This window comes from Pseudarthrobacter arbutini (genome assembly GCF_054510915.1).
This window is the reverse complement of the sequence record NZ_JBTNDQ010000006.1, coordinates 38,726-51,862: the sequence shown is the minus strand read 5'-3', so window position 1 is coordinate 51,862 and position 13,137 is coordinate 38,726. Positions and strand designations below refer to the sequence as shown.

Sequence of the window (13,137 nt, the reverse complement as noted above, 5' to 3'; positions counted from 1 at the left end):
CGCCAGCGTCGTCCAATTGGTAGCGGCTCACGTGGTTCCTGACTCCCCGGGCAGGCCCACCTCATAGAGCTTGGCGCGACGATTTGGCCCAGACGGACCGCGGACTGATGGTCCCCTCGATACGCAACTCGGACAAACTCAGTGCCCGCGAACTGGACGCGGAGATCCACCGGCTCACCGCCGTCGTACGCGAACGGCCCTACCCTCAGTTGTATCAATGGGCAGTGCCTCCCAGCAGCCAGCTCATTGCTTCGCTCCTGTAAGTGAAGAACTTCGTGGGGGCATGGGGCGCGTTGATGCCAAGGAAAAAGTTAGCAATGACTCGGTCTACCGGGCTGGAACCGAGTAGGGCGATCCGTGAAGCCGCGCACGGGATGGACCATACGGCGCGCGCTTCGCGGCTGACAGTTTCCGTAGCAGCCATATCGACCAGCATGGGATGATCGACGCCGTTGCAGACCTCGTTGACCATCGCCATCGCTGCCCTGGCGTCGGCTACGTCGATTTTGGCGTGGGGCGTCCAGATTAGATGGACGATACCGTCGCCTCGGAGCTCGACAGAGCCTTTTCCTCCTTCTAGTGGAGTTCGCCGCACTCGATGGCCTTCCGTATTGGTTCTGGACCCCATGATAGTCGGCACCAACGCGACCCCGTGCCTGTACTTGGTGGGGAAAGGCCGGCAGCGGCTAAGGCGTCTTGCGACCTTCGGGCTGCCGCCATCGAAGCTGGCGGACCAAAACATTATCGCTATGTCATAATATTCGCATGAATGCAGATAATTCTTGTGGACTAAATGTCGACAGCGGCTACGTTGAGTTGGCGGTGGAGGTGTTCGCCATGCTCGCGGACGCGACCCGCGTCCGGCTGATCCTGGCTATGCGTGACGGTGAGATGTCCGTCAACGACCTTGCAGAGACGGTGGGTAAGCCCCAGCCCGCCGTGTCCCAGCACTTAGCGAAGATGCGGATGGCCCGAATGGTTTCCACGCGCCACGAAGGCACCCGTGTGTATTACCGGCTGGAAAATGAGCACGCCCGTCAGTTGGTGGCCGATGCCATCTTCCAGGCCGAACATTCCCTGGGCGGCACGCCCCGCCACCACCACACGCAGACGGAAAGCGGCGCGGCATGAAACGCACAGGTGACGGCATCGACAGCCACGGCGCTGACGGACTGACCGACAATCACGACCATGATCATGACTACAGGCACGGGCATCATCACGATCATGGGCACGAGCATCCTGGGGGGCTGAGAGGGTTTCTCCGTGGCCTGTTCGTCCCGCACACCCATGATGCCGCCGATTCCGTGGACGAGGCCATGGAGTCTTCGGTCAAGGGCATTCGGGCATTGAAGATTTCCTTGGCCGTTCTGGCCGTGACCTCGTTCTTGCAGCTGGTGGTGTTTCTGTTCAGCGGCTCGGTGGCCCTGCTGGCCGATACGATTCACAACTTCTCAGATGCCCTGACCGCAGTGCCCCTGTGGGTGGCGTTTGTCCTGAGCCGCCGCGCGGCGACGCGGACCTACAACTACGGTTTTGGGCGCAGTGAAGACCTGGCGGGCTTGTTCATCGTCGCGATGGTTGCCTTGTCGGCCATCGTGGCAGCGGTTGAATCAGTCATCCGCATCTTCCAGCCACAGCCCTTGAACAACCTCGGCTGGGTCCTGGCCGCGGGCCTGATCGGCTTCGCCGGCAACGAGATTGTGGCGATCTACCGGATCAGGGTCGGCAACGAGATCGGCTCCGCGGCGCTGGTCGCGGATGGTGTCCATGCCCGGACCGACGGATTCACCTCCCTGGCGGTCGTCGCGGGTGTGATCGGTGTCTGGCTCGGCTTCCCCTTGGCAGACCCGATCATCGGCATCCTGATCTCGCTCACCATCTTCGTCCTGCTGTGGGGCACTGCCCGGGACATCGGGCGAAGGCTCCTGGACGGCGTCGATCCGGCCCTGCTGGAACGTACCGAGGCCGCGATTGCGCCCGTGGCGCCCCCGGCTTCAACCGTCCGCCTCCGCTGGAGCGGCCACCGGCTCCACGTTGAAGTCACCACCCCGGCCGACCCGCGGTGGAGCATGGCGGAGCTCGCCGACGTCAACCGTTCGGTCGAGAACGCCGTGCGGACCAGTATCCGCAACGTCGGAACGGTGCTCGTCGTTGCCCGCTGATCGCCGTACCCGTGGGGCGCAAGCGCCTGCCCCTCTGACTTCTGTAACGGGCGCAGGGAACGAAAGCCCGGAATCTGCCCTGACCATCGCCGAGCTCCCGGGCCACGGCCGGTTCTTCCTCACCGATGCCGCCGTGGAAATGATAGGAGTATTCGGCGGGGCGCTTCACTGCTACACCGGCCCCGGCGGATGCCGGAAGCAAGGCCTGTACTTCTCACGGACCCTGCCCCGCAAGCCTCTCCGATGCGAACTGCGGCCCGTAGGGCCAGACCAAAATAGCCCTGCGGCCAGGGGATCGGTTCTGGAAGTCAGCGTTAGCCACGATCTCGCTCCTAAGCTGGACGGGGCGGTCCTGGACTTCGGGCTCTACAACAAAATGCAGCGTTTCGTCTGGCTGTTCCTGCCGGCCGTGAAAGGGCCGCAATGTACCTGCCTTCGCTCGACTGGCGTCCCCGCCGGCAAGCGCTCCCCATGCCTCGATGACGAAGGAATCGGCCTGACAGACCTCTAAATGTTCGAAACCCACACCCACGGGAAGCAGGTCATGGTCTGACCGACAGAGAAGACCCTGGGAAACAGGCTCGGCCCCATGGGATCCGTACTGTCCTTCGGCGTGATCAACATGCTCGCCGACGGCGAATACGAAGGCCCGCACCCCATCACCTGGCTTATCTGGCCAGACTCACCCCGGGCACAGACTTCTCTGCACTTTGCACGTGCCTACACTTTGGTCAGTTGGAGATGTCTTTTGCATCGCTGAGCCCGGCGAGGGCTTTGCGCAGTCGGGCATCGGCATCATCACATTGCATGGAAGCAGCGCCCAGTTCCGGCTCGGCTGCAGGTTGGGGGCCGCGCCGGGGCAGCTTGGGGGAAACTCCCCCGGCACGGGGTCTTGGGGTCCCTGCTTTTCAGGCGAGGGAGAGGAAGAGCTTTTCCAGCTCTTTTTTGTCCATGGTGGTGTCTTCGCGGACGATGCACTGCTCAAGGCCGCTCGCGATGATGGCGAAGCCGGCCCTGTCCAGGGCCTTCGAAACCGCAGCCAGCTGCGTGACGATCTCTTTGCAGTCGCGGCCTTCCTCCAGCATGCGGGTGACAGCTGCGAGCTGGCCCTGGGCGCGCTTGAGGCGGTTGACCACCGGGGTCAGTTCAGTCGAATCGAGTTTCATGAAGTCTCCAAAAGCGTGGGCGTCGCCATCAACTATATACCCCCTGGGGTGTCTTGCATACCCCAGGGGGTATCTGTAATACTCGGTGGGGTATCCGCCAACGACCCCTTTCGAGAGGCCCCCATGACTTCCTTTTCCCCCTCTGCCGCCATTACCGCCCTAGCGCCGGAGACCTTGCGTAGCTGGATTGCCGAGCATCAGGACCTTGTGGTCATCGACGTGCGCTCCGCCGCTGAGTTCGAGTCGATGCACATCCGGGGCTCCTATAACGTCCCGCTGCCGTTGCTGTCCGAACACACCAACGAACTGGCCGCCCGCCTGGGCAGCCGCGTCGTCCTCGTCTGTCAGTCCGGAGCCCGCGCCGAGCAGGCGCGTCAGCGCCTCGCCGGTTCCGGCATCGATACGGCCTACGTCCTGACCGGCGGCGTCCCCGGCTTCGCAGCGGGTGGTGGCGACGTGGTCAAGGGCAAGGACCGTTGGGACCTGGAGCGGCAGGTCCGCCTCGCCGCCGGGTCCCTGGTGGTTCTGGGCCTGGCCGGCGGCAAGTTCGTTTCCCCTAAGATCCGGACGCTTGCCGGCGTCATCGGGGCAGGCCTGACCTTCTCCGCGGCCACCAACACCTGTGCCATGGGCCAGGCCATCTCGGCAATGCCGTGGAACAAAGCCGCCAAGGAACCCACCCGCGAAAGCGCCATCCTGCAGCTTCCGGTGGCCGAAGCCAAGCAGACCCCCGCAGCATGATCGCGGCCCTGTCACTGGGGCTCTTCGTCGGAATCGTTCTCGGTGTTGTCGGTGGCGGCGGCTCGATCATCGCCGTCCCGGCCCTGGTCTACGGCGTGGGCATGAGCCCGGCGGAGGCCATCCCCACCTCACTTCTGGTGGTGGGCACCTCCTCCCTGGCAGCGCTGATCCCTCGGCTGCGCGAAGGCATCAACTGGCCCGTGGTCCTGATTGTCGGCGCCGCGGGCATCCCCGCCGCGTGGGGCGGGACTGCAGTAGGCCGGCTGCTGGATCCAAACATCCTGATGCTCGCCTTCGCCGTCATCATGGTGATCGCCGGGATCCGGATGCTCATGCGCAGTATGGAAACGGAAGGCTCCTGCAGCACAGGCCCCAACCGCGCCTTCCGCTCCTGCGCCCCCAAGGCCGTGGGGGTCGGGATCCTCGTAGGGTTCCTCACCGGGCTGCTGGGAGTGGGTGGAGGTTTCCTGATCACCCCGGCCCTCACGATGTTCCTGGGCCTGCGCATGAAACAAGCCGTGGGTTCATCCCTGGCCATCATCGTGATCAATTCGGCTGCGGGCTTCGGCGCCCACGCCGCGGGATTTACCATCGACTGGCCCAGCGTCCTGTCCTTCGCGGTCCCCGCGATCCTCGGATCCCTCGTTGCTGCCCGCCTTGCCCGCCACCTTAACGACAAGCACATCCGCATCTCGTTCGCCGTGCTCATCTTTGCCGTCGCAGCCTGGGTCACTGCGGGCACCGTTACCGCCTGAAATCCACCCCTCGTTCCGAAACAAAGGAGAACACCATGGGCCTCATCAGCTCCCTGAAGAAGGCATTCAGCAAGCCCTACAAAACCATCACGGTCGCTGAGGCCAAGGAACTCCTGGCCTCAGGCGCGGCTCTGATCGACGTTCGTACCGTCCAGGAATGGCGCTCCGGACGGGCCCCGCAGGCCAAGCATGTCCCGCTGGACAGGCTCCAGACCAGCACGACCGGAATCCAGAAGACCCGGCCCGTGATCGCCATGTGCCAGTCCGGGGTCCGATCCGCTTCCGCCGCCCGCCTGCTTGCGGAAAAGGGCTACGAGGCATATTCCCTGCGCGGCGGCATGGTCGCCTGGCGCCAGGCCGGGGAACCCGTCCGCTAAGGACAACAGCCCAACTATCCGAAGGAGAAACCGATGACTGAAATCACCGTCAACGAAGCCGACCAGCGCCGATCCACTGACCGGATCCTCGATGTCCGCGAGGACTTTGAAGTCGCCGAAGGCATGATCCCGGGAGCACTGCACATCCCCATGGGGCAGCTGCAGGCACGACTGTCCGAGCTGGACCCCACAGTCCCCGTCATCGCCGTCTGCCGCAGCGGCAACCGGTCCGCCCGCGTCGCAGACGCACTCAACGGCGCCGGCTTCACCGCCGACACCATGGCCGGCGGCATGATCGCCTGGACCCGCGCAGGCCTCCCCACCACCTGACCCTCCTGCTGAAGATCAGCATCCAACTCGCCAAGACACCATCCGGAAGGACACGAACTTCGTCATGGAAGCCATCGATATCACCGAGCAGAACTTCGCCGAAACCCTGGAGAACAACGACATCGTCTTCGTTGACTTTTGGGCAGCCTGGTGCGGCCCCTGCCGCATGTTCGCCCCCACCTACGGTGCCGCCGCCGAACGGCACCCGGACATCACCTTCGCCAAGGTCGACACCGAGGCCGAACAGGCCCTTGCCGCGGCGGCCAACATCACCTCCATCCCTACCCTGATGGCTTTCAAGGACAAAACCTTGGTCTTCTCCCAGCCCGGAGCGCTCAACGCCACCGGACTCGACGAAGTCATTCTGGGCGTAAAGAACCTGGACATGGACAAGCTCCGGGCAGACTCAGCGCAGCACCACCCCTAACGTCCCAACGAAAGACAGCTGGCACACCCAGCATTGCTGGATACCCCCAGGGGTATTAGAATTGATGCAGGAACAGACACGAAACTTCCCCTCATGAAGGAGAGAACCAATGCTTATCGAGCGCATTTACGATGAAGACCTCGCCCAGGCCAGCTACCTGATCGGCTGCCAGGCCAACGGAACCGCAGTGGTCGTTGACGGCCGCCGGGACATCGCGGTCTACCAGGATCTGGCCAAGAAGAACGGCATGAAGATCGTCGCCGCGACCGAAACCCACATCCACGCCGACTACCTCTCCGGCACCCGCGAACTCGCGGCCGCCACAGGCGCGAAAATCTACGTCTCCGGCGAAGGCGGCCCGGACTGGCAGTACGAATTCGACGGCGAACGCCTCTACGACGGCGACACCATCACCATCGGCAACATCAGCATCCAGGCCCTCCACACCCCCGGGCACACCCCCGAGCACCTGTCGTTCCTAGTGACCGACGGCGCATTCAGCGACCAGCCCGGCTACCTGCTCTCCGGCGACTTCGTCTTCTCCGGTGACCTGGGCCGTCCGGACCTGCTCGACGAAGCAGCCGGCGGCATCGACACCCGCTTCGAGGGCGCCAAACAGCTGTTCGCCAGCCTGCGGGACAAGTTCCTCACCCTGCCGGACTACGTCCAGGTCCACCCTGCCCACGGCGCGGGCAGCGCCTGCGGCAAGGCCCTCGGCGCCATCCCCTCCTCCACCGTCGGCTACGAGCGCCTCTACGCCTGGTGGGGCCCGTACCTGGCCGCCAACGACGAGCAGGGCTTCATCGACGAACTCCTCGAGGGCCAGCCCGACGCCCACGCCTATTTCGGACGGATGAAGCGCGAAAACCGTGAAGGCCCGGCCATCATGGGCGAACGCGCCCCGCTGCAGGAGCTCGACCTGGCCGACGTCGCGAAGGACCTCGCCGAGGACACCGTCACCTTCATCGACACCCGCCCCAACAGCGAAGTCCACGAAGGCACCGTCACTCGCTCACTGAACGTTCCCGCCGGCAAGTCCGTGGCCAGCTACGGCTCCTGGGTAGTGAACCCGGAAACCGACAAGAACCCCCTGGTACTCCTTGCCCCCGGCCAGGAAGCCGCGCAGGAGATGTGGGACCACCTGGTCCGGGTCGGCATCGACAACGTCGCCGGCTACGTCACCACCATCGAGGGACTCCCCGTCAGCACCCCGCGCCTGATCCGGCCCGAAGAACTGGGCAGCTTCGATGCGGCCATGGTGCTGGACGTCCGCAACCGCACCGAGCACACCGCCGGGAACATCCCCGGATCCCACCAGCTCAGCGGCGGTCGGGTCATGTGGCACCTGGACCAGCTTCCAGCCGAAGGAACCATCGCGACCTACTGCCAGTCCGGCGTCCGGAACTCCGTAGCCGCCAGCGCCCTGCGCCGCGCCGGGTACGACGTCGTCGAGCTCGACGGCAGCTACGCCGCCTGGGACGTCTGGCAGAACTCCCGTCAGTCAGCCAGGGCCTAGAACCACCGGCATCAGCGCGTCCCGGATAACCTGCGGTCAGGCCGGCCTGGCCGTGTACGAAGAGACAAGGAACCCTTCATGATGAACGGCTTTGATATGGGCGGGATGGGGCTTGCGTGGATCTTCTGGCTTCTGCTGATCGCAGGCGGGGTCACGCTCGCCGTGGTGCTGGTCAAAGCCTTCACCCGCAACGCCGGCGGTAACGCGCCCACCGATGGGCAGGGACCACCGCGCACGGGTGCGGGCCCTGCCCGGGCCAAGGAGATCCTTGAGGAGCGTTACGCCCGCGGGGAGATCAGCACCGAGGAATACCAGGAACGGCGACGGATACTGGAGGAGGACGGCCGGTGAGGCCGCTGACACGCCGCCAGCTGCTGGCACTGGGTGCGGTCGGGGCCGGCGCTGCGGCTGCCGGCGGCGCCGGGCTGTGGCTGACCACCGGCAACGGACCCGGATACACCGGGGGTGAGGACCTGACCGAACCCCAGGTGCTGGCCAGCCGCGACCGGGTGCTGGAGCTGGACCTGACCGCCGCGCCGGCACGGGTCCGGGTCGGCGGGCGGGATGCCTCCGTCCAGGCGTTCAACGGCTCACTGCCCGGTCCGACCCTGCGGGTCCGCGCAGGCGACACGATCCGGGTCACACTGCGCAACGGGCTGCAGGCTCCCACGAACCTGCACGTGCACGGACTGCACGTCTCCCCACAGGGCAACAGCGACAACCCGTTCGTAAGCATTGACCCGGGCGGGTCCTTCGACTACGAGTTCACCCTGCCCGAGGACCACCCGCCTGGTACCTACTGGTACCACCCGCACCGCCACGGGCACGCCGCCGACCAGGTCGCCGCCGGCCTCTACGGGGCCATCGTGGTGGAGGACCCCGACCCGGTCCCGGTCACCCGGGAGCGGGTGCTGGTGGTCTCCGACCTGTCCCTCGACGCTGCCGGCAATCTCGCCGAGGCGGACCAGATGCAGCAGATGATGGGACGTGAGGGAGAGATCGTCCTGGTCAACGGGCAACTCCGCCCGCAACTGCGCGCCGCGCCCGGAGAACGGGAGCGGTGGCGGATCATCAACGCCTGCCCCTCCCGGTACCTGCGCCTGGCACTTGACGGACAGCAGGTCCGGCTGCTCAGCAGGGACCTCGGGCGCCTGCCGATCCCGGAGGACGTCACCGAAGTGGTTCTCGCCCCCGGCAACCGCGTAGAGCTGCTCGTGGAAACCCGCGACGGGTCCGCCGCCCTCACGGCTGCCGCCCTGGACCGCGGCAGCATGAACGCCATGATGGGCGGGGCCATGAGGGGCGACAACGAATCCGGTGGCGGCCCGGTCGAACTGCTCACCCTGGCCGTCTCGGGAAGCGCGGGCACTGACCCCGGGCCCGTGCCCGAGGGCCGGCCCCTGCGCGATCTACGGAACGAACCGGTCACCGCCGCCCGCACCCTGAACTTCGCCATGGGCATGAATGGAAACATGGGCGCGGGAATGGGCAGCGGACAGGGCACCATGATGGCCTTCACCATCAACGGACGGGAGTTCGACCCCGAACGGCTCGACGAGACGGCCGCAGCCGGGACCGTGGAGGAGTGGACCCTGACCAACTCCAGCCCCATGGACCACCCCATCCACCTGCATGTGTGGCCCATGCAGATCGTCCAGGAGGGCGACCGCGACGTGACCAGGCCCAAATGGCAGGACGTGGTCAACGTCCCCGCCCGCAGCCAAGTGAAAGTCCGGGTGGCCTTCGACGACTTCGCCGGCCGCACCGTGATCCACTGCCACATTCTGGACCACGAAGACCAAGGCATGATGGCCACCGTCCAAGCCCGCTGACCGGCACGCCTAACACTGACAGGATCCGCCAATGGCCTTAGGCAACACCCCCTCCCGCCAGCAGCCTCGGACAACCGAGGTGATCACGCTGGGACTGCGGCAGAACCTGGCCCAGTTCATGCTCCTCGTCGCCGTCAACGCCCTGGTCGGCGGCACCCTCGGCCAGGAACGCACCGTGCTGCCGCTGCTCGCCGGACAGGTCTTCCACCTCGATGAGTACACCTCCGCCCTGACCTACATCCTGGCGTTCGGTCTGGCCAAAGCCGCGACCAACTACTTCGCCGGAACCCTCTCGGACCGTTACGGCCGCAAGCCGGTCCTGGTCGCCGGCTGGCTCATCGCCCTCCCGGTGCCCCTCCTGCTGATCTTCGGGCCTTCCTGGGGCTGGATCGTGGCAGCCAACGTGGTTCTGGGCATCAGCCAGGGCCTGACCTGGTCCACCACCGTGATGATGAAAATGGACCTCGTCGGTCCCGAACGCCGCGGCCTGGCAATGGGGCTGAACGAAGCAGCCGGCTACCTCGGCGTCGCAGGCACCGCACTGGCCACCGGTTACATCGCTTCCTCCTACGGACTGCGCCCCGGGCCCTTCCTGCTCGGCGCTGCCTTCATCGCCGTCGGCCTCGGCATGTCCGTGCTGACCATCGGCGAAACACACCACCACGCCAAAGCCGAAGCCGCAGTGCACGTCCCGGGCCACGCCGACAGCCATGCCGGGCTGAGCAACCGTGAGGTGTTCACTCTGACCAGTTTCCGGGACAAATCACTGTCCTCCGTCAGCCAAGCCGGGATGGTGAACAACCTCAACGACGGCCTCGCCTGGGGCCTGTTCCCTGTCCTGTTCGCCGCAGCAGGGCTCAGCATAGAACGCATCGGCATCCTCGCCGCCGTCTACCCGGCAGTCTGGGGCGCCGGTCAACTGATCACCGGCGCCCTCTCGGACCGGATCGGGCGCAAACCACTGATCGCCGGAGGCATGCTCGTCCAAGCCCTGGCGCTCGGTGTGGTCGCCCTCGGAAATGACTTCGGTACCTGGCTTGCCGCCGTCGTCCTGCTCGGTGCCGGCACCGCCATGGTCTACCCCACATTGCTTGCAGCGATCGGCGATGTCGCCCACCCCGAATGGCGGGCCAGATCAGTGGGCATCTACCGGCTGTGGCGCGACGGCGGGTTCGCCGGCGGCGCCCTGCTCTCCGGCCTTATCGCCGACGCCTACGGCATCCCGGCAGCCGTCGCCGTCGTCGCCGGCCTGACTGCGCTCTCCGGCATCATCGTGGCCGCACGGATGCGAAGCAGCGACCACCGCGGCCAGGGATGAACGAGTGGAGCCACTTCAAGGACGGATGACCGGGATGCCCAGTTCGGTCAGGCTGACCCGGCATGAAGCGGTCCAGCGAATTCGGATCGTGGACGCGGCCGTCTCGCACTGGCGCGAGGGCATTTCAGGCGCCGGGCGCAGTAGGGAGGGGGCGCAGAGAAGCATCGCCTGTTCGCAACGCAGCCTCAGACGGCTTCCTCTGCATGCTCAGCACACCGCACCGTCGCGATCAGCTGGCCACCGCCGTCGGCCTTTACATAGTGGGTCACGTGGTTCGTGATCCTGCCGCAGTGATCACAGAAGCACGAGTGTTGTTTTGTCTGCATAGCGAGATGTTACGCAGTTCGATGGATTTAAGGCGAAATCCCGGCTAGGAATGTGGATCTCCACATGCGGCCCGGACCGCGTCCCGCATCCCGGAAACTCCAAGGGCCCGCGGGTAGAATCGGGGCCAAGAAGAACGCAGTCGCTTTCCGGAGGTACGGAGAAACAATGTCAGAATGGCTCGACGTCGGCGCGGAGAACTACGTGCTGGTCACCGAAGGATCGCTGCTGAACACCGGCCTGATTGTGGGCTCCGAGCGGGCCATGGTGGTCGATACCGGCTGCGGGCCGCGGCAGGGGCGCGAGATCCTGGACGCGGTGCGGGAGAAGACACACCTGCCGCTCGTCGTGGTGAATACGCACGCGCACTACGACCACTTCTTCGGCAATGCCGTGTTCGCATCCGACGGTGCCACCGAGTTCTGGGCGCACGAAAACTGCGCCCAGGAAATCGACGACCACGGGGACCTGCAGCGCCGGTTCGTGGGAACGCTGGAGCCGGAGATGTCCACGGGCGAGGGCGAGAATGTGGAACTCGTGGTGCCCAACGCCATCGTCAAGGACCAGCCCGTGCTGGTGGACCTGGGCGGGATCAACGTCACGCTCTTCTACCTGGGCCGCGGCCACACCGACGGCGACCTCCTGGTGGGCACCCCCACCACCCTCTTTGTGGGCGACCTTGTTGAGCAGGGCGCGCACCCGTCCTTCGAGGACTCCTACCCGGAGGAATGGGCCGACTCCCTGCGCCACATCTCGGCCCTGCGCCACCGCTACGAGTTCCTGATCCCCGGTCACGGCCAGCCCTGCAGCGACCAGTTCGTAAAGACCATGGCCAACACCATGACCACCGCGGTCCGCCAAGCCCAGCAGTCCATCCGCGAAACCCCCACCGACGCCACCAAGGCCATCCCCGTGCTGCCCTACGGCCCGGAACAGTCGCGCTGGTTCATCAAGCGCCTGCAGGAGACCCGGCCGCTGCACTAGCCCGAGGCCCCTTGCTTATTCAGAACACGTTCTGAATAATGAAGGTATGTCCACCCCCACCATTTCACGCACCGCCCAGTCCTCCGAACTATCCCGCAATTCGGCGAACGTCTTCAAGGCGGCCGAGGAAGGGCCCGTTAGGATCACCCGCCGCGATGGGGAATCCCTCGTTCTTCTGACATCCACCGAGTTCGACCGGGAACACGAAGGGGCAGAGCTGGCGGCTCACCTCGTGACCGCTTCTTTGGGAGATCCGCAGGTCCCGTTTGTGGAGCGGCTCCGCGGCCCCTTCCCCTGGATTGCATTCCTCAGCGAGGCAGACGAGGCCGCCTTCGCACGCGAAATTGTCGCCATCACCCGCGCGTGTGCCTCCGTCGGCAGGTTCGACAAGGCATTGGTTGCACTTCGGGCCTGGCGATCCACCGCGGAGGCCATTGGCGCCGGTTACACCCCCGATGACCAGTTGGACTGGATCGAGCCCACGGCTGTTGCCGACCCGCGCACTGCATGAGCGCTAGGAGATCCGGCGTTCCACGGCCCCTCAAGAAGGCAGAGTTCGAAATTCAGTTCGGCACCAGTCAGGCCGAAAAGGGGTGGAAGGATCTTCTTGCCACCACGCGGAATTCCGTCGTCGACGCTTGGGACTTCCTGACCAAGACACCGCTGGAAGAGTCGGCGAAGAACCATCAGCTCAAAGGCGAGCTGTCTACCCTCACACATAAGGGCGGCACTTTCGGCCGCTGGCAGCACGAACTTCCCGGCGGTGCACGGCTTTGGTTCTACGTCGACGGGCAAACCGTCTGCTTAGTTGATGTGCACACGCATCACCCCAACGCCACCAAGTAGCAACCGGGACTACGCTGGCCGGACAGCGAACACGCTGGTTCATCAAGCGCCTGCAGGAGACACGGCCGCTGCACTAGGGCGCGCCGTCGTCGTTCGCTTATTCAGGCACGTCCATCTGGAAGCCGCAGGAACAACGCAGAACCTGAGCCGTCAGGGACACACCCGACGCGTCCTCCGGCGGCCCGTCCGAAAGGCCCCGGGCGCTGAGTCTCCGCACCTTCGAGCCGATCTTGTACATCGGCTGCTCGCAGTGGACGTAGTGCCCGCCGAAGACCAGGACGCCCTTGGGGCTGTTCCGCCGGCTAAAAACTGCAGCCACAGCAGCCACATCCGCCCGCCCGACATAGTGGAGGTTG

Annotated in this window: 17 protein-coding genes and 1 pseudogene; 15 read left to right on the top strand and 3 right to left on the bottom strand. The window is 65.3% G+C overall.

Features of this window, described 5'->3' with window-relative positions; genetic code table 11:
- Positions 1-86: 86 nt before the first annotated feature.
- Positions 87-194, top strand: a pseudogene (locus tag ACX80V_RS08345) (2-oxo acid dehydrogenase subunit E2); the annotation flags it as partial.
- A 20-nt stretch (positions 195-214) separates the two neighbouring features.
- Here the strand turns inward: ACX80V_RS08345 and ACX80V_RS08340 are convergent.
- A complete protein-coding gene (locus tag ACX80V_RS08340) occupies positions 215-628 on the bottom strand; it encodes a DUF7793 family protein (RefSeq protein ID WP_485842755.1) in 414 nt (137 codons plus the stop codon).
- 137 nt (positions 629-765) lie between these two features.
- Here ACX80V_RS08340 and ACX80V_RS08335 point away from each other — a divergent pair, with 137 nt between their 5' ends.
- Complete coding sequence (locus tag ACX80V_RS08335; protein WP_485842754.1) at positions 766-1,131, top strand: ArsR/SmtB family transcription factor; 366 nt, start codon at positions 766-768, stop codon at positions 1,129-1,131.
- Positions 1,128-2,165 carry a cation diffusion facilitator family transporter gene (locus ACX80V_RS08330; protein ID WP_485842753.1) on the top strand — a complete coding sequence of 346 codons (1,038 nt, stop codon included), beginning with the start codon at positions 1,128-1,130 and terminating at the stop codon, positions 2,163-2,165. The genes ACX80V_RS08335 and ACX80V_RS08330 overlap by 4 nt, the downstream gene beginning before the upstream one ends.
- A gap of 908 nt (positions 2,166-3,073) precedes the next feature.
- On the opposite strand, the gene ACX80V_RS08325 is transcribed toward ACX80V_RS08330, so the two are convergent.
- Entirely contained in the window at positions 3,074-3,331 is a 258-nt protein-coding gene (locus tag ACX80V_RS08325) for a metal-sensitive transcriptional regulator (protein ID WP_485842752.1), read from the bottom strand.
- Between the two features lie 123 nt (positions 3,332-3,454).
- Between ACX80V_RS08325 and ACX80V_RS08320 the strand changes: the two genes are divergently transcribed.
- The 12 genes from ACX80V_RS08320 to ACX80V_RS08265 all read left to right on the top strand — a co-directional run bounded on the left by ACX80V_RS08320 (position 3,455) and on the right by ACX80V_RS08265 (position 12,781).
- The gene (locus tag ACX80V_RS08320) at positions 3,455-4,072 is read left to right on the top strand and encodes a rhodanese-like domain-containing protein (RefSeq protein WP_485842751.1); all 618 of its coding nucleotides are present in this window, start codon (positions 3,455-3,457) and stop codon (positions 4,070-4,072) included.
- Positions 4,069-4,827 (top strand): sulfite exporter TauE/SafE family protein, encoded by a 759-nt coding sequence (locus ACX80V_RS08315; protein ID WP_485842750.1) that lies wholly within the window; start codon positions 4,069-4,071, stop codon positions 4,825-4,827. Before ACX80V_RS08320 ends, ACX80V_RS08315 begins: the two co-directional genes overlap by 4 nt.
- Positions 4,828-4,862: 35 nt before the next feature.
- Positions 4,863-5,204: a rhodanese-like domain-containing protein gene (locus ACX80V_RS08310; protein ID WP_485842749.1), complete on the top strand. Its 342-nt coding sequence runs from the start codon at positions 4,863-4,865 to the stop codon at positions 5,202-5,204.
- 33 nt (positions 5,205-5,237) lie between these two features.
- On the top strand, positions 5,238-5,534 hold the full coding sequence (locus tag ACX80V_RS08305) for a rhodanese-like domain-containing protein (RefSeq protein ID WP_485842748.1): 297 nt from the start codon (positions 5,238-5,240) through the stop codon (positions 5,532-5,534).
- Between the two features lie 64 nt (positions 5,535-5,598).
- The gene (gene trxA / locus ACX80V_RS08300; protein ID WP_485842747.1) at positions 5,599-5,961 is read left to right on the top strand and encodes a thioredoxin; all 363 of its coding nucleotides are present in this window, start codon (positions 5,599-5,601) and stop codon (positions 5,959-5,961) included.
- A 109-nt stretch (positions 5,962-6,070) separates the two neighbouring features.
- A complete protein-coding gene (locus ACX80V_RS08295; RefSeq protein WP_485842746.1) occupies positions 6,071-7,477 on the top strand; it encodes an MBL fold metallo-hydrolase in 1,407 nt (468 codons plus the stop codon).
- Between the two features lie 78 nt (positions 7,478-7,555).
- On the top strand, positions 7,556-7,828 hold the full coding sequence (locus tag ACX80V_RS08290) for an SHOCT domain-containing protein (protein ID WP_104063814.1): 273 nt from the start codon (positions 7,556-7,558) through the stop codon (positions 7,826-7,828).
- Entirely contained in the window at positions 7,825-9,309 is a 1,485-nt protein-coding gene (locus ACX80V_RS08285; RefSeq protein ID WP_485842745.1) for a multicopper oxidase family protein, read from the top strand. Before ACX80V_RS08290 ends, ACX80V_RS08285 begins: the two co-directional genes overlap by 4 nt.
- Positions 9,310-9,340: 31 nt before the next feature.
- The gene (locus ACX80V_RS08280) at positions 9,341-10,627 is read left to right on the top strand and encodes an MFS transporter (RefSeq protein WP_485842744.1); all 1,287 of its coding nucleotides are present in this window, start codon (positions 9,341-9,343) and stop codon (positions 10,625-10,627) included.
- A gap of 492 nt (positions 10,628-11,119) precedes the next feature.
- A complete protein-coding gene (locus ACX80V_RS08275; RefSeq protein WP_485842743.1) occupies positions 11,120-11,935 on the top strand; it encodes an MBL fold metallo-hydrolase in 816 nt (271 codons plus the stop codon).
- A 46-nt stretch (positions 11,936-11,981) separates the two neighbouring features.
- A complete protein-coding gene (locus ACX80V_RS08270; RefSeq protein WP_485842742.1) occupies positions 11,982-12,446 on the top strand; it encodes a type II toxin-antitoxin system Phd/YefM family antitoxin in 465 nt (154 codons plus the stop codon).
- On the top strand, positions 12,443-12,781 hold the full coding sequence (locus tag ACX80V_RS08265) for a hypothetical protein (RefSeq protein WP_485842741.1): 339 nt from the start codon (positions 12,443-12,445) through the stop codon (positions 12,779-12,781). The genes ACX80V_RS08270 and ACX80V_RS08265 overlap by 4 nt, the downstream gene beginning before the upstream one ends.
- Before the next feature lie 97 nt (positions 12,782-12,878).
- Here the strand turns inward: ACX80V_RS08265 and ACX80V_RS08260 are convergent, their stop codons facing one another.
- Positions 12,879-13,100 carry a hypothetical protein gene (locus ACX80V_RS08260; protein ID WP_485842740.1) on the bottom strand — a complete coding sequence of 74 codons (222 nt, stop codon included), beginning with the start codon at positions 13,098-13,100 and terminating at the stop codon, positions 12,879-12,881.
- Between the last annotated feature and the right edge of the window lie 37 nt (positions 13,101-13,137).